Origin of the sequence: Streptomyces vilmorinianum (genome assembly GCF_005517195.1) — a bacterium.
Classification (GTDB): domain Bacteria; phylum Actinomycetota; class Actinomycetes; order Streptomycetales; family Streptomycetaceae; genus Streptomyces; species Streptomyces vilmorinianum.
This window is the reverse complement of the sequence record NZ_CP040244.1, coordinates 461,304-479,264: the sequence shown is the minus strand read 5'-3', so window position 1 is coordinate 479,264 and position 17,961 is coordinate 461,304. Positions and strand designations below refer to the sequence as shown.

Sequence of the window (17,961 nt, the reverse complement as noted above, 5' to 3'; positions counted from 1 at the left end):
TTCGGCCGGTCCGCGGTGAACCGTCTGCTTCTGTTACACCGCTCGACGCCGATGGGTTCCCACTCCCCCGCGCCGGGTTCTACGCGCTCAGCCTCCTGAACCTCCGTACCGCCAGCGGGAAGAAGACCGCGAGCAGCACCAGCGGCCACACCACCGCCGCCATCACGTGCCCGGGCTCCCCGCCCGGGTTGCCGAAGAGGTCCCGTACGGCGGTCGCGGTCGCCGACATCGGGTTCCACTCCACGACCGGGCCGAGCCACCCCGGCATGGACTCGGGCGCGGCGAAGGCGTTGGAGAGGAAGCCGATCGGCCAGACCAGGATCTGCACGGCCTGCACCAGCTCCGCACGCCCCGCGACCAGGGCCAGGTGGATCCCGATCCACAGCATCGCGAAGCGCAGCGACAGCAGCAGGCCCAGGGCGCCGAGGAAGGCGCCGGGGCCGCCGTGGGTCCGCCAGCCGATCGCGTACCCGACGCCGACCATCAGCAGCAGCCCGACGGTCGACTGGAGCATGTCGGCGACCGAACGCCCCACCAGCACGGCCCCGTCGGCCATCGGCATCGAGCGGAAGCGGTCGATCACCCCCTTGTCGAGGTCCTGGGTGACGGCCGTCATCGTGCCTTCGAGACCGAAGACCATCGTCAGCGTGAGCATGCCCGGCACGAGGAAGTCGACGTACGCCCCCTCGATCTCCCGCCCGCCGCCGACGAGATAGCCGAACATCAGCAGCATCATGATCGGGAAGACCAGCCCGACCAGGAGCTGCACCGGCTGCCGCGCCCAGTGGGCCAGTTCGCGCCGGGTCATGGTCCAGCAGTCGCTCACCACGTACGCCGCGCTCATGCCACGGCCTCCTTCTCGCGATCGGTCAGGTGCAGGAAGGCCTCGTCGAGCGTCGGGCGGCGCAGGGCGATGTCCTCCGCCTCGATCCCGGCCGCCTCCAGGGCTCGTACGGTCTCGGCCAGCGCGGCCATCCGGTCCGTCACCGGCGCGCTGATCCGCCGCCGGTGGGGATCGATCCCCACATCGGAGATCCCCGCACCGGAGATCCCCGCACCGGAGATCCCCGCACCGGAGACGGCAAGCAGCCGCGCCGCCTCCTCCAGCCGCCGCCCGTCCCGCAGGACGACGTCGATGCGGTCGCCGCCCACCTTCGCCTTCAGCTCGTCGGCCGTGCCGTCGGCGACGACCCGCCCGCGGTCGACGACCGAGATCCGGTCGGCGAGCTGGTCGGCCTCCTCCAGGTACTGCGTGGTGAGCAGGACGGTCGTCCCTCCCCCGCGGCCCACCAGGGAGCGCACCGACTCCCACACCTCGCCCCGCCCGCGCGGGTCGAGCCCGGTCGTGGGCTCGTCGAGGAAGAGCACCTCCGGCTCCGTGATCAGCGAGGCCGCGAGGTCGAGGCGGCGCCGCATGCCGCCGCTGTACTGCTTGACGGGCTTGCGCCCGGTGTCCGCGAGCCCGAAGCGCTCCAGGAGCTCGTCGGCCCGCGCCCCGGCCCGCCGGGCGCCCAGGTGGTGGAGCCGCCCGAACATCTCCAGGTTCTGCCGGCCGCCGAGCTCCTCGTCGACGGCCGCGTACTGCCCGAGGAGCCCGATCCGGCGGCGGACCTCGCCCGCCTGCGTACGGACGTCGAAGCCCGCGACCCGGACCACGCCCTCGTCGTGCCGCAGCAGCGTCGCGAGGATCCGCACCGCCGTCGTCTTGCCCGCGCCGTTGGGGCCGAGCAGCCCGTGGACCGTGCCGCGGCGGACGGCGAGGTCGAGTCCGTCGAGCGCCTGCTTGTCGCCGTACCGTTTCCGCGCGCCGTGGACGACGATCGCGTCGGTCATTCCAGCCCTCCAGATCACTCAGTAGTCAAACTTGACCACTCGATCGAAGGTATGCCCGCCGATTCAATTAGTCAAACTTGATTAGCTTGCGTACGGGTTCTCCTGGCCGTCCGCCAGGACCCCCTTGAAGGGCTCCCCACCCTCGCCCGCGAAGGTGTACGCCCCGCCCTCGATCCGCTCGATCAGACCGAGCGTCCACTCCTTGCCCGCGTCCGCCGAGTGGACCCAGAGGTGCATGATCTCGCCGATGTGCCCGAGCTGCTCGGGCCCGCCCTCGGGGGTGTAGTACTCCGTGACCGAGGTCCGCCACGCGTCGAGCGCCCGCACCCGCTTCCGCAGCAGCTCCACGACCTCACCCCGGGGGAGGTCCACGATGAACCCGATGCCCGCGGACAGCACGTCCATCTTCTGGTCGTACGTGGTCAGCGCCTCGCGCAGCAGCGCGAAGTACTCCTCCGTGCCCTTGTCCGTCACCTCGTACTCGACGCGCGGCGGACCGCCCGCCGTGCTCGGCGCGATCTCGTACGCGTGCAGCAGGCCCTGCTTCGCCATCTGCTTGAGCGCGTGGTAGATCGAGCCGGGCTTGGCGTTGGACCACTCGTGGGCGCCCCAGAACTCCAGGTCGTTGCGGACCTGGTAGCCGTGGGCGCGGCCGTGCTGCCGCACCGCGCCCAGGACGAGGAGTCGGATCGCCGACATCCCCACCACCTCCTCTCATCAACTTTGACTAGAGTACGAGGTCGGGCTGGGGCCGCTCCCCCTGCTACTCCCCCTACTGCTCCGTCTGCTGCTCCGTCTGCTGCTCCATCGCGATCAGCGTGAAGGAGTCCTTGCCGTCCAGGGACTCCCGGATGATGTCCGCGTGCCCGGCGTGCCGGCCCATCTCCTGGACCAGGTGGAGCAGCATCCAGCGCATCGAGACCCGCCCGTCCTTGGGGAACCAGGGGGCCGGGGGCAGCGGGAAGGTGTCGTCCAGGCTCGGCAGGGACCGTACGAACTCCTCGGTCTCCTTGGCCACGCCGTCCCAGAAGTCCAGCATCCGTGGGACGGTCTCGCCGTCCAGGAGCCGGAAGGCCTCGTCCCAGGTCTCCTTGGAGCGCTGCTTCTCGTTCGGGCGCTGCTGGGCGAGGCGCAGCCAGTTCAGCTCGACCTCGGCGACGTGCTTGATCAGGCCGGACAGGCTGAGCGCGCTGGCGCTGGGGCGGCTCGCCGCCTGCGCCTCGGTCAGGCCGAGGGCTGCCCGGCGGATCGCGGCGCGCTGGGCCTCGACGAAGTTGAGGAACGCTCCGTACTCGTCGCCCTGGGCCTCCGCGGGAACGAGAGCAACCATGATGTCCGCCTTCCGTGATTCCGTGCGTGAACAAGATGAGGGTGCCGGGGGGAGTTCTCCTCCTCCCGACACCCACCACGCTACGGATCCTTGCGGACAGATACGGTCCTAGAAGGGGAATCGGCTCCGGCCGTGCTGGACCGAGATCCACTTCTGGGTGGTGAAGGCCTCGATCATCGCGTCGCCGTTCAGCCGGCCGATGCCCGAGTGCTTCTCGCCGCCGAACGGCACGATCGGCTCGTCGTGCACGGTGCCGTCGTTGATGTGGATCATGCCGGTGTGGATGCGCTTGGCGACCCGTACACCCCGCTCGATGTCGCCGGTGTGGACGGCGCCGCTCAGCCCGTACGGCGTGTCGTTGGCGATCCGTACCGCCTCCTCCTCGCCGTCGAAGGGGATGACCAGCGCCACCGGGCCGAAGATCTCCTGGCTCAGCACGGGCGCGTCGGCCGCGAGGCCGCTCAGGACCGACGGGGAGACGACGTTGCCCTCCACCGCGCCGTGCAGCAGGGCCGTGGCGCCGCCCGCCACCGCCTGCTCGACGACCGAGGAAACCGACTCCGCCTGCTGGGAGTTGATGAGCGGACCGATGTGGGTGGCGGGGTCGGCGGGGTCGCCGACGCGCAGCGTCCGCACCTTCGCGACGAACTTCTCGGTGAACTCCGCCTCCAGAGTGCGGTCCACCAGGATCCGGTTGGCGGCCATGCAGACCTGGCCCTGGTGCACGAAGCGGCTGAAGACCGCCGCGTCCACGGCGTAGTCGACGTCGGCGTCGTCGAGGACGATCAGCGCGCTGTTGCCGCCGAGTTCGAGGACGGCGTGCTTGAAGTTCTGCGCGCAGACCGTGGCGACATGGCGGCCGACCTTGTCGGAGCCGGTGAAGGAGATGACCTTCGGGACGGGGTGCGTAAGGAGCGCGTCGCCGATCTCGGCGATGTCGGTGACGACGACGTTCAGCAGGCCGGCGGGCAGACCGGCGTCCTCCAGGACCTTGGCGACGAGCGTGCCGCCGCAGATCGGGGTGTTCTGGTGCGGCTTGAGGACGACCGCGTTGCCGAGCGCGAGCGCCGGCGCGACCGACTTGAGCGACAGCAGGAAGGGGAAGTTGAAGGGGGAGATGACGCCGACGACACCGACCGGGAGGCGGTAGACGCGGTTCTCCTTGCCGTCGACCGGGGAGGGCAGGATCTTGCCCTCGGGCCGCAGCGCCAGCTGGATCGCCTCGCGCAGGAACTCCTTGGCGAGGTGCAGCTCGAAGCCGGCCTTCAGGCGCGTCCCGCCGAGCTCGGCGACGATCATGTCGCCGAGCTCCTGCTCGCGCTCCTCGATGATCCGCAGGGCGCGCTCGAAGACGAGCCGGCGCGTGTACGGGTTGGTCTCGGCCCACTCGGCCTGCGCGCGCTCGGCGGCGCGGTAGGCGCGGTCGACCTCGTCCACGGTGGCGATGGTGATCGAGGCGAGCTTCTCCCCGGTGTACGGGTTGAAGTCGATGATGTCCCACGACCCGCTGCCGGGCTTCCACTCGCCGTCTATGTACTGGTGGGCCAGGTCGGTGAAGTAGGACATGTAACGAGACCCCTTAACCCGCGGTGGCGGACACTGTGGCGACGACACTGATGGCACGTCATCGTACTGACGTCCTACGAGAGTTGAAGGGCGTACGGGCTACGAGAGTTGGAGGAGTCCCCGAAGGAGGTCACGGCTCTCGGCCGGGTCGGGACTGTCCTCGCGCAGCCGCTCCATCACGCGCGCGTACTGGGCGACCTCCTCGCGCTTGTCGAGGTACAGGGCGCTGGTGAGCTGCTCCAGGTAGACGACGTCGGAGAGATCGGACTCCGGGAAGCTCAGCATGGTGAACGCGCCGCTCTCGCCGGCGTGACCGCCATAGCTGAAGGGCATGACCTGGAGCGTGACGTTCGGGTGCTCGGAGATCTCGATGAGATGCCTCAACTGGCCCTGCATCACGGCTCGGTCGCCGTAGGGGCGGCGCAGCGAGGCCTCGTCGAGGACGGCGTGGAACTGCGGAGCGCGCTCGGAGACGAGGACCTTCTGGCGCTCCAGGCGCAGGGCGACCCGGCGCTCGATCTCGGCGCCGGAGGCGTCGGGCATGCCGCGGGTGACGACGGCGTGTGCATACGCCTCGGTCTGCAACAGGCCGTGCACGAACTGGACTTCGTAGACGCGGATGAGGGAGGCGGCGCCCTCCAGGCCGATGTACGTCTGGAACCAGCCGGGCAGTACGTCGCCGAAGCTGTGCCACCACCCGGCGACGTTGGCCTCGCGGGCGAGTCCGAGGAGCGAGCCGCGCTCCGTCTCGTCGCTGACGCCGTAGAGCGTGAGGAGGTCCTCGACGTCCCTGGCCTTGAAGCTCACCCTTCCCAACTCCATACGGCTGATCTTGGATTCGGACGCGCGGATCGAATAGCCGGCCGCCTCACGGGTGATGCCGCGCGATTCGCGCAACCGCCTCAGCTGCGAGCCCAGCAGGATGCGCCGCACCACGCTCCCGCTCGTTCCGCTCGATTCGACTGCGGTCACCGGTCCAGCCTCTCCTTCGCGGTCTCGGGCCCCCGGATTCTGCCACTAAACGCTTCAGCCCGTACACATTCGATTACGGAAAGGCGGCAAGTTCAGGGCGACTTCTTGATCAAGACGAAAGTAGTCGGCAGAAGATATGCACAAAATCGGCACGGGGGTGGACAGGTCCGGCGCGTGCACGTGCATCTGCCCTTGCATCACGTGGTCCCTTTCGGAACCATGGACCCCGCGCAACCCGCACCACATCCGCGATTCGCCGCGATTCCCGGGAGTGCCTCGCATGGGGACGAATGGATCGACCATGCTCGAGCCGTTACGGCAGGGGCTTCCGCCGATCGATCCCACCGCCGTCTCCACCTCCGCCTCCTGCGCCCTGCCACCCCGCTACGAAGCGGTGCGCGGCGCACGGAAGTTCACGCAGTCGACCCTCGCGCAGTGGGGTCTCGCGGAGCGCTTCGACGACGTCGCCCTGGTGGTCTCCGAGCTCGTCACGAACGCCCTGCGCCATGCGCTGCCGTCGGACGCGCCCCAGGAGGAAGGCCAGAATCCGCCGGTCCGCCTGCACCTGATGCGCTGGACGAGCCGTCTGGTGTGCGCGGTGCGCGACCCGAGCCACAAGAGCCCGGAGACGCGCGAGGGGGACGAGGACGGCGCGGCGGAGTCGGGGCGGGGACTGTTCCTCGTCGACTCCTTCAGCGACAGCTGGGGCTGGCACCCGCTGGCCGGGACGCTCCAGGGCAAGGTGGTGTGGGCGCTGTTCCGGATCGGACCGGAGTGAGGCCCGCACACGAGCACGCGCATGAGGAAGGGCCCCGGCGGATGCCGGGGCCCTTCCTCATGCGCACGTGCATCCGATCGGGCTCACACCAGGTGGTCGAACTCCCCGTCCTTGACGCCCAGCAGCAGTGCCTCTATCTCGGCGGGCGTGTACACCAGAGCGGGGCCGTCCGGGTGGCGCGAGTTGCGGACGGCGACGTCGCCGCCCGGCAGCTTGGCGAACTCCACGCAGGATCCCTGGGAGTTGCTGTGCCGGCTCTTCTGCCACACGACACCGCGAAGCTCCGTGGCCGCCATGCCGTTGTACGCACGATGCGCATGATGCATTGGTAGCTCCCCGAGATTGCTTGGTGCAGGTGTCAACTTCCTCGGATCATAGCTGTGTTCATATGCCAATGCATGAGCAGATGCACGTGCACGCGGGGTGGCGTAGTGACTACGCGACTCCGTGCACTCAGCGCGCTACCGACGAGTAGGGCAAGAGTGCCATCTCCCGCGCGTTCTTGACGGCACGGGCGATCTGCCGCTGCTGCTGCGCACTCACCCGCGTCACCCTACGGCTTCGGATCTTCCCCCGGTCGGAGATGAACTTCCGCAGCAGGTCGGTGTCCTTGTAGTCGATGTACGTGATGCCGTCGCGGTCCAGCGGGTTCGGGCGCGGCTTGGCGGGCTTGCGGGGGGACTTGGGGGGCACGGGTCAGACCTCCAGGAGGGTGTCGAAGGCGGGCGGGAGCCGCTTCCAGGCGTCGCGCCCGGCGGCGTACTCGGCGTCGGTGAGCAGGCAGGAGTCCAGGACCTCGGCCAGACCCTCGCGGTCCAGGCCGGGCGAGGTGAAGACCAGGTGCTGGCAGCGGTCGCCGTGCTCGGCGTGCCAGTCCAGGGCGGCGGCGGCCCGGCGGACGGGCGGGACCATCTCCCAGGCGGCGTCCGGCAGCGAGGCCAGCCACGGGCCGGCGCTCTCGACGCAGAGCGCGCCGCCCGCCGCGTCCCAGGCGAGCAGGGTGTCGGGCTTGTCGGCGAGCCAGAACCGGCCCCGGCTGCGGGCCGCGGCGCAGGTCAGGTCCTCCAGCGCCGCGTAGAGCCGCTCGGGGTGGAAGGGGCGGTGGTGGTGCCAGACGTACGTGGCCACCCCGCTCGCGTCCGCCTCCTGCGGGAGCAGCGCACAGGCCGGGTGCTGGGCGGCCGCGGCGGCCTCGACGTCGAAACCGGCGAGCGCGGCCGCGGCCAGCTCCGTACCGGTCTCCACGGGGATCTGCCGGGCGGTGGGGTGGAGCTGGGCGAGGAGCGCGCGGTCCGTTCCGTCGGCGTCGGGGCTGTCGACGACGGCCAGGACGGGCGCGTACTCCAGCTGGCGCGCCCAGGTGTCGGCGACGGTCCGCTGGTCGGTGGCGGCGGCCGCGAGGCCGGCGTCCATGAGGTCGTCGCCGTTGCCGAGGTAGGGCAGGACCAGGGCCGGGTCGACGGCGGTGATCACGGCGGTGAGCCGGAGACCGGCCGCGGCGACGACCTCGGCCATCGCCTTGGGCTCGACCGAGTCCCAGAGCTCGACGACCGCGAGGCGCGTGAGTCCGGCGTCGGCGAGCCGTCGCAGCTCGGGGACGAGGTCCTCGCGCAGGGCGCAGCAGGCGCAGTCGTTGACGAGCGGGGTCTCGTCGGTGGACAGCAGCCCGGTGGTGTCGCGGACGGTACGGGCGACCGTGCCGGTCTCCGGGGCCGTCGCGAGGTCGTGGTGGAGCGCGACGCTGCCGGGGACGGTGGCGAGGAGCCGGTCCACGGCGGCGCGGCGGGCGTCGGAGTGGAGTCCGCCGACGAGGGCGACGGAGAGGCCTGCGGACATCAGCGAGCCTCGCGCCGTCCGTAACGCCGCTCGAAGCGCTCCACACGGCCGGCCGTGTCGAGGACGCGCGCGGTGCCGGTGTAGAAGGGGTGGCTCGCCGAGGAGATCTCGACGTCGACGACGGGGTAGGTGTTGCCGTCCTCCCAGACCACGGTCTTGTCGCTGGTCAGCGTGGAGCGGGTGAGGAAGGCGAAGTCGCCGGCCTTGTCGCGGAAGACGATCGGGCCGTACGGGGGGTGGATGCCGTGCCGCATGGGGATCAGCGCTCCTCTCGGAAGTCGACGTGACGGCCGGCGACCGGGTCGTACTTGCGCAGGGTGAGGCGGTCGGGGTCGTTCCGGCGGTTCTTGCGGGTGACGTAGGTGTAGCCGGTGCCGGCGGTGGACCGGAGCTTGATGATCGGGCGGAGTTCGTTGCGGGCCATGGTGTGTAGAGTAAATGAACATGGTTCCCATTACCAATAGTCGCTCGGAGAGGTAGGTCACCCTTGTCCGCCCACTGCCAGCTGACCGGCGCACAGCCCGGCTTCGGCAACCGCATCTCGCACTCCCACCGCCGTACGTCACGGCGCTTCGACCCGAACATCCAGAAGAAGCGGTACTGGCTGCCCAGCGAGGGCCGGTACGTCCGGCTGACGCTGAGCGCCCGCGCCATCAAGACCGTCGACACGATCGGGATCGAGGCCGCGGTGGCCCGGATCCGCGCGCGGGGGGTCACGGTCTGATGGCGAAGAAGAGCAAGATCGCGCGCAACGAGCGGCGCAAGGCCGTCGTGGAGCGGTACGCCGGGCGGCGGGCCGAGCTGAAGGAGATCATCCGCCGCCCGTCGACCCCGGAGGCCGAACGCGAGGCGGCGCTGCGGGAGTTGCAGCGCCAGCCGCGCGACGCGAGCGCGACGCGGGTCCGCAACCGGGACGCCGTGGACGGCAGGCCGCGCGGGCACCTGAGGAAGTTCGGCATCTCGCGGGTACGGCTGCGGGAGCAGGCGCACGCGGGGTTCCTGCCGGGGGTGCGCAAGGCGTCCTGGTGACCGACCGACCCACCCGGCCCGGGCTCTCGGCGGAGGGCCCGGGCCGGCGGCGGTTCACGGCGTGCGCGGCATGGCCGGGAGCTCCGCGAGGGCCTTGCCCGTACGGTCGTACAGCGTGACGCCGGGGTCGCCGTTCATGGGACCGGTACGGACGTACCAGACACCCCACCCCGGCGCGCCCGGAAGTTCCAGGAGGGCGGCGACGGCCTTCTTGCCGTCCACGTCGGCCACCTCGACCCGGCCGACCGTCCGGGTCCCGTAGTAGAGGCCCGAGCGGAAGGCCCCCTTCGCGTCGCCCTCCGACTGGTGGCTCACGCCCGGCTCGGACACGGCGACGTTGCCGTCGACGACGCTGCGGAAGTTCTCGTAACCGTCGGGCCCCGACCAGAACTTGCCCTGCTCCGTCAGCCACAGCTTCCAGCCCCCGTCCGCGTTCACCTTCTCCCCCGGCGACACGACCCGCGGCGGGGTGGTGAGCGGCGGCCGGGCGGCGGAGGGGGACGGGGAGAGGGAGGGCGGGGCGGCGACCGAGGCGCGGGTCGGCGGGGGTACGGGGAGGGGGGAGGGCCCCGGCGAGGGGGCCAGGCTGACGGCCGCCGCCGTGACGGTCGCGATGCCCGCCACCGAGAGCACCGTCAGCGCGACCGTACGGCGGCGACGGCGCGCACGCCCCTCGCGCCGGACGGCCGCGAGCGGCACCGGGCCGGGGGTGATGTCGTGGGCGGCGCGTGCGAACACCGCGCGGACCTCGGCCTCCGTGTCGGCCTCGGTGCCGGCCTCCGTGTCGGCCTCCGCTTCGGATTCCGGGTCGGGCTCGGGGATCATGGGCGTACTCCGGTGGGGGCGTGGGGGTGCGGGACGGGTGCCGTGCCGAGTCGGGGGTGCGCACGCAGGGCCGCCAGTCCGCGCCGGGCATGGGTCTTGACCGTGCCGATCGAGCAGTTGAGCACGCTCGCGATTTCCTGCTCGCTCAGGTCCTCCCAGTAACGGAGCACCATCACGGCGCGTTGACGTGCCGTCAGATCCGCTAAGGCCTCCAGGAGCGCGGTGCGCTGTTCGACGGCCTCGGCGTGGCCCGCGTACGCGTGCCGGACCGAGTCCGGCAGCACCGGCGTCAGCAGGTGGACGACCCGTTTACGGCGCAGCCGGCTGAGGTTGTTGTTGATCAGGGCGCGGCGCACGTACACGTCGATCTCGTCCCGGGGGACCCTTCGCCACCTGCCGTAGACCTTGGCGAGCGTCGTCTGCACCAGGTCCTCGGCCTCGTGGAAGTCGCCAGTCAGGAGCTGGGCCGTGCGCACAAGACGGGGCCACGCGGCGACGGCGAACCCGGCGAAGCCGTCGTCCTCGGAGGCGGACTCGTGCGACATGGTGGGTGACCTCGCGATCGGTCGGGGGGCGAGCGGAGAGGAAGGGGCCCGCCCCGTGGTCGGGCCCCTTCCCCTGGTCGGCTGCGGGTCAGCCGCGGGTCAGCCGCGGGTCAGCCGCGGCCCGCCGTCAGAACTCCCACCCGGGCAGCTCGGCCAGGAGCCGGCCCTGACGGTCGTACAGCGCCACGCTCGGGCCGCCCTCGGCGGGCCCGGTGTGGGCGTACCAGACACCCCAGCCCGGCTTGCCGGGGAGCTGCAGCAGCGCGGCGACGGTCTTCTTGCCGGTCGAGTCGGTCAGTTCCACCCGGCCGGCCTTGTGGGTCCCGTAGTACAGGCCCGAGTGGAAGGCTCCGTTCGCGTCGCCCTCCGACTGGTGGCTGACGCCCGGCTGGGAGAGGTCGATGTTGCCGTCGACGACGCTGCGGAAGTTCTCGTACCCGTCGGGCCCCGACCAGAACTTGCCCTCCTCCGTCAGCCAGATCGTCCAGCCGCCACCCGCGTCCACGCGCTCGCCGGGCTGCACGGTACGGATCGGGGTCGCGGGGGTGGTCGAGTTCGCGGTCGAGTTCGCGGACGTGGTCGTGGACGCGGACGCGGACGCGGACGTGGACGTGGACGTGGCGAGCTGTGCGGCGGGCGCGCCCATGGCCGTCGGCGCCGCGGTCACGACGGCGGCCATGACGACGGCCGCGGCCAGCAGGTACTTCTTCATGCGAACGCTCCTGGGTTGTGTGCGGTCTCCACTCCTTCCAACTCCTCCTGGGGCACTACCGGATGACATACCCGGGAAAGAAATGCGCGTGACGCGGCTAGGGGGTGTCGGGGAGCTCGGGGCGGCCCCGGCCCAGGCCCGCCGCGTTCGCTGCCGTCGTGCCGTGGGCCCAGCCCGCCTCGTCCCACATCGCGCGGACGCGGGTCGTGCGCGTCTCGGGGAACATCTCGTCCGTGCGGGAGGTGACCGCGACCTCGCGGGAGGCCAGGGCGGGGAGCAGGGTCGGGGTCTCGGCGGCGACCCGGCGGGACGTGGTCGCGAGGCGGGCGCCCAGGCGGTTCGCGTAGGCCAGCAGGAACGACTGGCGGAAGGACTTCGTACGCTTGCGGCCGCCCGCCCGCTGCTCCGCCTCCGCCCGCGTCATCGCCGCCGTGCCCTGCACCAGGAGCGAGGTGTAGAGCAGCTCCACCGGGTCCAGGTCCGCCTCGAAGCCGACCACCGTCGAGAAGCCGTACGGCTCGTTCCACACCGCCCGGCAGTGGTTCGCCGTCGCGACCGCGTCCAGCAGGATCGCCTTGGCCTGCTCGTACGGCGGCTCCACCCCGATCCGGATCGCCCCCGGCGCCTCCCCCGTCTCCGTACGCGACGCCAGCGCCGCCTCGTCCAGGCTGTGGCGGGCCATCAGCTCCTGGGCCTTGGCGGTCAGCGCCTCCGCCTCCTCCGGGTAGCCCGTCGCCTCCGCCTTCGCGAGCAGGGCCCGCACGCGGGTCAGCATCCGGGGCTCCCCGGCCGTCGGCGGCGGCAGCGGCGAGTCCCCCGGCACCGGACCCACCGGTTCCAGGGACGGGAGCCTGACCAGCAGGCGGTACAGCTCGAGGACCGCCGTCGCGTACGAGAAGCGGTCGGCGCGCCACACCCGCGCGTCCGGCCCGGCCGACTCGGCCAGCTGGGCGGCCCAGCGTGGCGGGAGCGTCGCGTACGTCGCCGTCTGCGCGGCGATCAGGGCGGCCAGGAGCCGGACATGGTGATCCTCCAGGTCCCGCCGCGCCAGCCGTAGGACATCCGCCGGCTGCCAGCCCCGCTGCCATGCCTGCCGGACGAACTCCTCGCCCCGGCGCGCCAGTTCCGCGTCCGCCGCCTTGTCGGCGGCGAGCAGCGAAGCCGCCGTGTCCAGGGCCGTGTCGTCGTCCGTGTAGAGGGCCTCGAAGGCCCGCTCGACCGTCGTGCTCACGACTGCTTCGCGTCCCATTCCTCGCGCGACCGGGCGATCACCGCACGGTGGTCGAGCGACCAGTCGATCAGCTGCTTGATCAGGTGCGTCATGCTGTGCCCCGTCTCCGTCAGCTCGTACTCCACCTGCGGCGGCGTCGTCGGATACACCGTGCGCGTGACCAGTCCGTCCCGCTCCAGGCGGCGCAACGTCAGCGTGAGCATCCGCTGCGAGATGCCGGTGACGAGCCGCTGGAGTTCCTTGAACCGCCGCGCCCCCGCCGCCAGTTCGACCACCACGTGCACGGTCCACTTGTCGCCGAGCCGGTCCTGGACGTCCCGTACCCCGCACTCCTCCGCGCAGCTCACCAGAGGGTCGGTGGTGACCTCGGTGGTTACCTCGGTGTGCCCCACTGACATGAATGTGCCTCCTTACGCGATCGGGTCCGCCTCACCAGAATGATCCTCACCGAACACGATCGCGATCACGAAATCAGGGGGAATCATGCTGCTCGTCACCGGTGTCTCCGGCGGTCTCGGCACGCTTGTCGCGGAGCGCCTCGCCGGCCGTGACGACGTCGTTCTCGGCACCCGCGCCGGACTGCCCGGCACCCGCCTCGTCGACTTCGACGACCCGGCCACCCTGCCGGACGCCTTCGCCGGGGTGGACACGCTGCTGCTGATCTCCGCCGGTTACGGGGAGGACGACACGGTCATCGCCCGCCACGAGGCCGCCATCTCCGCCGCCGAGCGGGCCGGGGTCGGCCACATCGTCTACACCAGCCTCTCCGGCGACGGCGACCACCTCACGTACGCCCTCGCCCACCGCTGGACCGAGCGGCGGCTCCGGCGGTCGACCGTCGCGTGGACCGTCCTGCGCAACGGCCTCTACGCCGAGTTCCTGACCTGGATCGCCACACCCGACGCCGACAACCGCATCACCGGCCCCCTCGGCGAGGGCCGTCTCGCCGCCGTCGCCCGCGAGGACCTCGCCGAGATCGCGGTGACCGTCGCCACCGACCCGGCCGCGCACGCGGGCCGCACGTACGAGCTCGTCGGCGAACGCCCCGTCGGCGGTGCCGACCTGGCGGCCGCGCTCGGCGCCGCGTACGCACCCGGCACGCTCGCCGAGGCGCGTACCGCGATCGCCGCGTCCGGGGCCGTGGCCTTCCAGGTGCCGATGCTGACGGGGACGTACTCGGCCATCGCCCACGGCTTCATGGACGGGAGTGGGGTGAAGAGCGACCTGCGGGATCTCCTTGGCCGTGAGCCGCTGGACGCGGTCGAGGTGTTCGTGGCGGCCGTACGCCAGGGGTAGGGCCAGGCATACCCCGCAGACGCCCGCCAGCGGTCGTGATCGGCGGGCGGGCGGACGGTTGGCTTGAGGCATGACTTCGACGACCGCCGTACGACTCACCCGCCTCCGCCGCCATCACCGCGACGTCCGCGCCCTCGACGGCGTCGACCTCGCCTTCCGTACCGGCACCTTCACGGCCGTCATGGGGCCCTCCGGTTCCGGCAAGTCCACGCTGCTGCAGTGCGCGGCGGGTCTCGACCGGCCCACCGGCGGGACGGTCGAGGTGGGCGGGGTCGCCCTGGAGGGGCTGAGCGAGCGGCGGCTCACGCTGCTGCGGCGGGACCGGATCGGATTCGTCTTCCAGTCGTTCAACCTGCTGCCCTCGCTCACGGCCGCGCAGAACGTGGCCCTGCCGCTGCGGCTGGCGGGGCGCCGCCCGTCCCGTACCGAGGTGCGGGAGGCGCTGGAACGGGTCGGGCTCGGCGGGCGGGAGAGGCACCGGCCCGGGGAGCTGTCCGGTGGCCAGCAGCAACGGGTCGCGATCGCCCGGGCGTTGATCACCCGGCCGGCCGTCCTCTTCGGGGACGAGCCGACGGGCGCCCTGGACTCCACCACCAGCCGTGAGGTGCTGACGATGCTGCGGGAGCTGGTGGACCGGGACGGCCAGACGATCGTCATGGTGACGCACGACCCGGTGGCGGCGGCGCGGGCGGACCGGGTGGTGTTCCTCGTCGACGGGCGGGTGGAGGGGGAGCTGTACGAGCCCACGGTCGAGGCGGTCGCGGCCCGCATGGCCGGTCTGGAGACGGGGGTCCGCGCATGCTGACCGTCGTCCTCTCCGGGCTGCGGGCCCGCTGGGCCGCCTTCCTCGGCAGCTTCGTCGCCCTCGCCCTCGGCGTGGGGCTCCTCACCACCATGGGCCTCGGCCTCGCCTCGACCTTCGACGCCCCGGAGCGTGCACCGCAGCGGTTCGCGTCCGCGCCGGTGGTCGTGAAGGGGCGGGACGCGGTCACCGTCGACGTACGGCGGGGTCCGGGCACGGCCTCCGTCTCGCAGCGGCTCGACCGTCCACAGCCTGTGGATATCGAACTGCTGCGCGAGCTTCGGGCCCGCTGGACCGTCACCACCGCCGGTGGTCCCGACGCCGTCGGCGTCCACGGCCCCGCCGCCGAGATCCGTACCCTCGTCGGCGACCGCGCCCAGGTGCTCACCGGGGACGACCGGCGGCTCGCCGACCCCGAGCCGGAGCGGGACGCCGAGGCGCTCGTCGCCCTCAACTCCCTCCTCGGCACCGCCGGTGGCGTCACCACCTTCGTCTCCGTCTTCGTCGTCGCCTCCACCTTCGCGTTCGCGGTCGCCCTGCGGCGGCGCGAGTTCGGGCTGCTGCGCACCGCCGGGACGACCCCCGGGCAGGTGCGGCGGATGCTGCTCGCCGAGGCGGCGGGCGTCGGGGTCCTCGCCTCGGCCGCCGGGTGCGCGCTCGGCGCGTGGGGGGCGCCGTGGCTGGCGCGGGTGCTCGTCGACGGCGATCTCGCTCCCGACTGGTTCGCGATCGGCGCCGCCGGCCGGCCGCTGCACGCCGCCTTCTGGACGGGGGTGAGCGTCGCCCTGGCCGGAGCGGTCGCCGCCTCCCGCCGGGCCGGGAAGGTCGGCCCGACGGCCGCGCTGCGGGAGGCGGACGTCGACACCGACGTCCTGCCGCTCGGGCGCGCCCTGCTCGGGGGAGGGCTGCTGGTGGCGGGCGTCGGGCTGCTCGTGTGGACGGGCGTCACCGAGCCGTCGCAGCTGCTCAAGCGCAAGACGTACACGACCCTGCCGATGCTCCTGATCACGGGAGTCGCGCTGCTCGCCCCGCTCCTCGTCCGGCCGGTGGCGCGTGCGGTTCGGCTGCCAGGGGCGACCGGGACGCTCGTACGGGAGAACAGCGCGGCGGCCGTACGCCGTACCGCCGCCGTCGCCGCGCCCGTCCTCGTCACGGTCGCGCTGGCCGGCTCGCTGCTGGGCTCGGCGACGACGGTGACGAGCGCGAAGGCGGCGGAGGCGCGGGAGCAGACGCGCGCGGAGTGGGTGGTGAGCGGCGAGGACCTGCGGCTGCCGGTGCCCGCCGTGGCCGGTGCGTCGGCGACGGGCGCCACCTCCGTCTTCGTACGGGACGGGGCCGAGGCGCTCGTGAAGTACGGGGCGCGGGCGGTGGCCGACCCGGCGGCCTTCGCGGACCTGGCGCGGCTGCCGGTGGTGGCCGGGGACGTACGGGACCTCGACGACCGCTCGATCGTCGTCAACGAGGAGTGGGAGCGGCGGACGGTCGGCGATGCCGTCGAGGTGTGGCTCGCGGACGGGAGCGGGCCGGTGAAGCTGCGGGTCGTGGCGGTCCTGGCGCTCGGGACGGGCGACAACGGGCCGTACGTGACGCGGGCGAACGCGCCGGGCGCGACGGTGGACCGGATCGAGGCGGCGGCGGGCACGGCGCCGGAGGCCCTCGCGGCGGCGGGCGGGACGGTGCGCACGGTGGAGCAGTGGGCGGCCGCCAGCCACCCGGCGACCAGCCGGCAGACCCGGCTGGGACTGCTCCTGGTCCTCGGCATCGCGCTCGTCTACACGGTGATCGCGCTGGGCAACACGCTGCTGATGGCGACGTCCGTACGGGGCGGGGAGCTGGCCTCGCTCCGGCTGGCCGGGGCCACGCGGGCGCAGATCCTGCGGGTCGTGACGGGCGAGGCGGGCCTGGCGGTGGCGATCGGGGCGGTCCTGGGCCTGGCCGTGACCGCGGTCGTCCTGGCGGGTGCGGGTGCGGCGCTCGCCGCCCTGTCGGCACCGGTCGCCCTGTCCGTCCCCTGGGGCACGGTGGCGGCGACGGCGGGCCTGTGCGGGGCGGTCGCGATCACCGCCGCGGCCCTCCCCGCGTGGCGCCTGACGCGCTGAGCGGGGAAGGTGGGTGGGAACGGGGCGGTGACCGGGGTCGGAGCCGGGTCACCGCCCCGCCCTCGTTCCGGGCGGCGCGGGTGAGGTCGAGGCCCGTCCTGTCGCCGCGTACCGCTACAGCAGGTTGTAGATCTGGAACCCCCAGCCGATCTTGACCGGCTGCTGGTAGACGGCCTGGGCGTCGCCCGTGCCCGAGTACCGGTACAGGTCACCGTTCGGCTTGCGCGCGATCAGGTCCGACCTGCCGTCGGCGTCGAGGTCGCCGACCGACAGCAGCCGGTCGTACACGTTCCAGCCGGCGCCGATCCTCGTGCGGGGCGCGAAGGGGGCCTTGTAGTCGCCCGTGCCCTTGTAGAGCCACAGGACGCCGGACGTGTCCCGGGCGACGATGTCGGCCTTGCCGTCGCCGGTCAGATCACCCTGGCCGGCGAGCTGGGTGTACTGGCCCCAGCCTCCGCCGATGCGCACGCGCGGGGTGAGGGAGCCGTCCGGGTAGGCGAGGTATCCCCACAGAACACCGGCCTTGTCGAGGCCGATGAGGTCGGCCTCCTGGGCTCCGCCGAGGCTGCCCGGGGAGAGGACCGTGGTGTAGATGTTCCAGCTCGTGCCGACCTGCTTGCTGTGGTACTTGAGGTCGTCGTCGATGTAGCTGTAGGTCAGCCTGCCGTCCTTGTAGACGCTCCAGGTGCCGTCGCTGTACCCGTCCTTGTCGTTGTCGACGTTGATCGAGTCGGCGAAGCCCTCGAAGCTGACGCCCACGTCGTACCGGGGATCGAAGCCGCCCGCGCGGTCCGGGTAGTAGTGGTACAGCCGGAAGTTCTGCTTGTGGACGGCCGTCATGGCGAAGCTGGGCGTTTCCACCGGAGCGGCCGCGTCCGCGCCCGCCGCCCCGGCGGCGCGCGGCTCCGGGCTCCGGACGTCCTGGGCCTGCTGCTCGGTGGCGGCAGCGGCCTCGGCCTCGGCCGGGTCGCCGGAGGCGAAGGCCGTACCGGCGGTGGTGGCGAGGGCGGCCGTGACGGCCGCGGCGACGAGCGCGCCCCGGAGCGCCCGCTTGCGTCGAGTGATGATCATGGAAATTCCCCCCTGTTCCGTACGCGGCGGCACGGG

23 protein-coding genes are annotated in these 17,961 nt (G+C 72.2%); 6 read left to right on the top strand and 17 right to left on the bottom strand.

Annotated features, from left to right (window positions below; genetic code table 11):
- Positions 1-79 precede the first annotated feature (79 nt).
- The 6 genes from FDM97_RS02390 to FDM97_RS02365 form a co-directional block, all read right to left on the bottom strand.
- Positions 80-844 (bottom strand): ABC transporter permease, encoded by a 765-nt coding sequence (locus FDM97_RS02390; RefSeq protein ID WP_137988611.1) that lies wholly within the window; start codon positions 842-844, stop codon positions 80-82.
- Positions 841-1,833, bottom strand: a complete 993-nt coding sequence (locus FDM97_RS02385) for an ATP-binding cassette domain-containing protein (RefSeq protein WP_137988610.1) — start codon at positions 1,831-1,833, stop codon at positions 841-843. The genes FDM97_RS02390 and FDM97_RS02385 overlap by 4 nt, the downstream gene beginning before the upstream one ends.
- A gap of 81 nt (positions 1,834-1,914) precedes the next feature.
- Positions 1,915-2,532: a PadR family transcriptional regulator gene (locus FDM97_RS02380; RefSeq protein ID WP_137988609.1), complete on the bottom strand. Its 618-nt coding sequence runs from the start codon at positions 2,530-2,532 to the stop codon at positions 1,915-1,917.
- A 73-nt stretch (positions 2,533-2,605) separates the two neighbouring features.
- Positions 2,606-3,163: a DinB family protein gene (locus tag FDM97_RS02375; RefSeq protein WP_137988608.1), complete on the bottom strand. Its 558-nt coding sequence runs from the start codon at positions 3,161-3,163 to the stop codon at positions 2,606-2,608.
- A gap of 108 nt (positions 3,164-3,271) precedes the next feature.
- The gene (locus FDM97_RS02370) at positions 3,272-4,729 is read right to left on the bottom strand and encodes an aldehyde dehydrogenase family protein (protein ID WP_137988607.1); all 1,458 of its coding nucleotides are present in this window, start codon (positions 4,727-4,729) and stop codon (positions 3,272-3,274) included.
- Between the two features lie 99 nt (positions 4,730-4,828).
- The gene (locus FDM97_RS02365; RefSeq protein WP_137994614.1) at positions 4,829-5,662 is read right to left on the bottom strand and encodes a helix-turn-helix domain-containing protein; all 834 of its coding nucleotides are present in this window, start codon (positions 5,660-5,662) and stop codon (positions 4,829-4,831) included.
- Between the two features lie 319 nt (positions 5,663-5,981).
- On the opposite strand from FDM97_RS02365, the gene FDM97_RS02360 reads away from it, so the two are divergent.
- Complete coding sequence (locus FDM97_RS02360; protein WP_137988606.1) at positions 5,982-6,479, top strand: ATP-binding protein; 498 nt, start codon at positions 5,982-5,984, stop codon at positions 6,477-6,479.
- A gap of 83 nt (positions 6,480-6,562) precedes the next feature.
- Here FDM97_RS02360 and FDM97_RS02355 read toward each other — a convergent pair whose 3' ends face one another.
- The 5 genes from FDM97_RS02355 to rpmG all read right to left on the bottom strand — a co-directional run bounded on the left by FDM97_RS02355 (position 6,563) and on the right by rpmG (position 8,739).
- Positions 6,563-6,805 carry a DUF397 domain-containing protein gene (locus tag FDM97_RS02355; protein ID WP_137988605.1) on the bottom strand — a complete coding sequence of 81 codons (243 nt, stop codon included), beginning with the start codon at positions 6,803-6,805 and terminating at the stop codon, positions 6,563-6,565.
- Positions 6,806-6,932: 127 nt separating this feature from the next.
- Complete coding sequence (gene rpsR / locus FDM97_RS02350) at positions 6,933-7,172, bottom strand: 30S ribosomal protein S18 (RefSeq protein WP_137988604.1); 240 nt, start codon at positions 7,170-7,172, stop codon at positions 6,933-6,935.
- 3 nt (positions 7,173-7,175) lie between these two features.
- On the bottom strand, positions 7,176-8,315 hold the full coding sequence (locus FDM97_RS02345; RefSeq protein ID WP_137988603.1) for a CobW family GTP-binding protein: 1,140 nt from the start codon (positions 8,313-8,315) through the stop codon (positions 7,176-7,178).
- Positions 8,315-8,569 (bottom strand): type B 50S ribosomal protein L31, encoded by a 255-nt coding sequence (locus tag FDM97_RS02340; protein WP_137988602.1) that lies wholly within the window; start codon positions 8,567-8,569, stop codon positions 8,315-8,317. Before FDM97_RS02340 ends, FDM97_RS02345 begins: the two co-directional genes overlap by 1 nt.
- Before the next feature lie 5 nt (positions 8,570-8,574).
- Positions 8,575-8,739, bottom strand: a complete 165-nt coding sequence (rpmG, locus tag FDM97_RS02335) for a 50S ribosomal protein L33 (RefSeq protein WP_017949758.1) — start codon at positions 8,737-8,739, stop codon at positions 8,575-8,577.
- Between the two features lie 63 nt (positions 8,740-8,802).
- Here rpmG and rpmB point away from each other — a divergent pair, with 63 nt between their 5' ends.
- The gene (rpmB, locus tag FDM97_RS02330) at positions 8,803-9,039 is read left to right on the top strand and encodes a 50S ribosomal protein L28 (protein WP_137988601.1); all 237 of its coding nucleotides are present in this window, start codon (positions 8,803-8,805) and stop codon (positions 9,037-9,039) included.
- On the top strand, positions 9,039-9,344 hold the full coding sequence (gene rpsN / locus FDM97_RS02325; protein WP_137988600.1) for a 30S ribosomal protein S14: 306 nt from the start codon (positions 9,039-9,041) through the stop codon (positions 9,342-9,344). The genes rpmB and rpsN overlap by 1 nt, the downstream gene beginning before the upstream one ends.
- A 54-nt stretch (positions 9,345-9,398) precedes the next feature.
- Here rpsN and FDM97_RS02320 read toward each other — a convergent pair whose 3' ends face one another.
- From FDM97_RS02320 to FDM97_RS02300, 5 genes are all read right to left on the bottom strand, one after another.
- Positions 9,399-10,169: a hypothetical protein gene (locus tag FDM97_RS02320; RefSeq protein ID WP_137988599.1), complete on the bottom strand. Its 771-nt coding sequence runs from the start codon at positions 10,167-10,169 to the stop codon at positions 9,399-9,401.
- Positions 10,166-10,714: a SigE family RNA polymerase sigma factor gene (locus FDM97_RS02315; RefSeq protein ID WP_137988598.1), complete on the bottom strand. Its 549-nt coding sequence runs from the start codon at positions 10,712-10,714 to the stop codon at positions 10,166-10,168. The genes FDM97_RS02320 and FDM97_RS02315 overlap by 4 nt, the downstream gene beginning before the upstream one ends.
- Before the next feature lie 127 nt (positions 10,715-10,841).
- Complete coding sequence (locus FDM97_RS02310; protein WP_137988597.1) at positions 10,842-11,426, bottom strand: hypothetical protein; 585 nt, start codon at positions 11,424-11,426, stop codon at positions 10,842-10,844.
- A 97-nt stretch (positions 11,427-11,523) separates the two neighbouring features.
- Positions 11,524-12,675, bottom strand: coding sequence for a DUF2786 domain-containing protein (locus FDM97_RS02305; protein WP_137988596.1), 1,152 nt, complete (start codon positions 12,673-12,675; stop codon positions 11,524-11,526).
- On the bottom strand, positions 12,654-13,055 hold the full coding sequence (locus FDM97_RS02300; RefSeq protein ID WP_137988595.1) for a winged helix-turn-helix transcriptional regulator: 402 nt from the start codon (positions 13,053-13,055) through the stop codon (positions 12,654-12,656). The genes FDM97_RS02305 and FDM97_RS02300 overlap by 22 nt, the downstream gene beginning before the upstream one ends.
- Before the next feature lie 85 nt (positions 13,056-13,140).
- Between FDM97_RS02300 and FDM97_RS02295 the strand changes: the two genes are divergently transcribed.
- The 3 genes from FDM97_RS02295 to FDM97_RS02285 all read left to right on the top strand — a co-directional run bounded on the left by FDM97_RS02295 (position 13,141) and on the right by FDM97_RS02285 (position 16,854).
- On the top strand, positions 13,141-13,953 hold the full coding sequence (locus FDM97_RS02295; RefSeq protein WP_137988594.1) for an NAD(P)H-binding protein: 813 nt from the start codon (positions 13,141-13,143) through the stop codon (positions 13,951-13,953).
- A 70-nt stretch (positions 13,954-14,023) separates the two neighbouring features.
- On the top strand, positions 14,024-14,758 hold the full coding sequence (locus FDM97_RS02290; protein ID WP_137988593.1) for an ABC transporter ATP-binding protein: 735 nt from the start codon (positions 14,024-14,026) through the stop codon (positions 14,756-14,758).
- Positions 14,752-16,854 carry an ABC transporter permease gene (locus tag FDM97_RS02285; RefSeq protein WP_137988592.1) on the top strand — a complete coding sequence of 701 codons (2,103 nt, stop codon included), beginning with the start codon at positions 14,752-14,754 and terminating at the stop codon, positions 16,852-16,854. Before FDM97_RS02290 ends, FDM97_RS02285 begins: the two co-directional genes overlap by 7 nt.
- 114 nt (positions 16,855-16,968) lie before the next feature.
- Here FDM97_RS02285 and FDM97_RS02280 read toward each other — a convergent pair whose 3' ends face one another.
- Positions 16,969-17,925 carry an FG-GAP repeat domain-containing protein gene (locus tag FDM97_RS02280; RefSeq protein ID WP_137988591.1) on the bottom strand — a complete coding sequence of 319 codons (957 nt, stop codon included), beginning with the start codon at positions 17,923-17,925 and terminating at the stop codon, positions 16,969-16,971.
- Positions 17,926-17,961 lie beyond the last annotated feature (36 nt).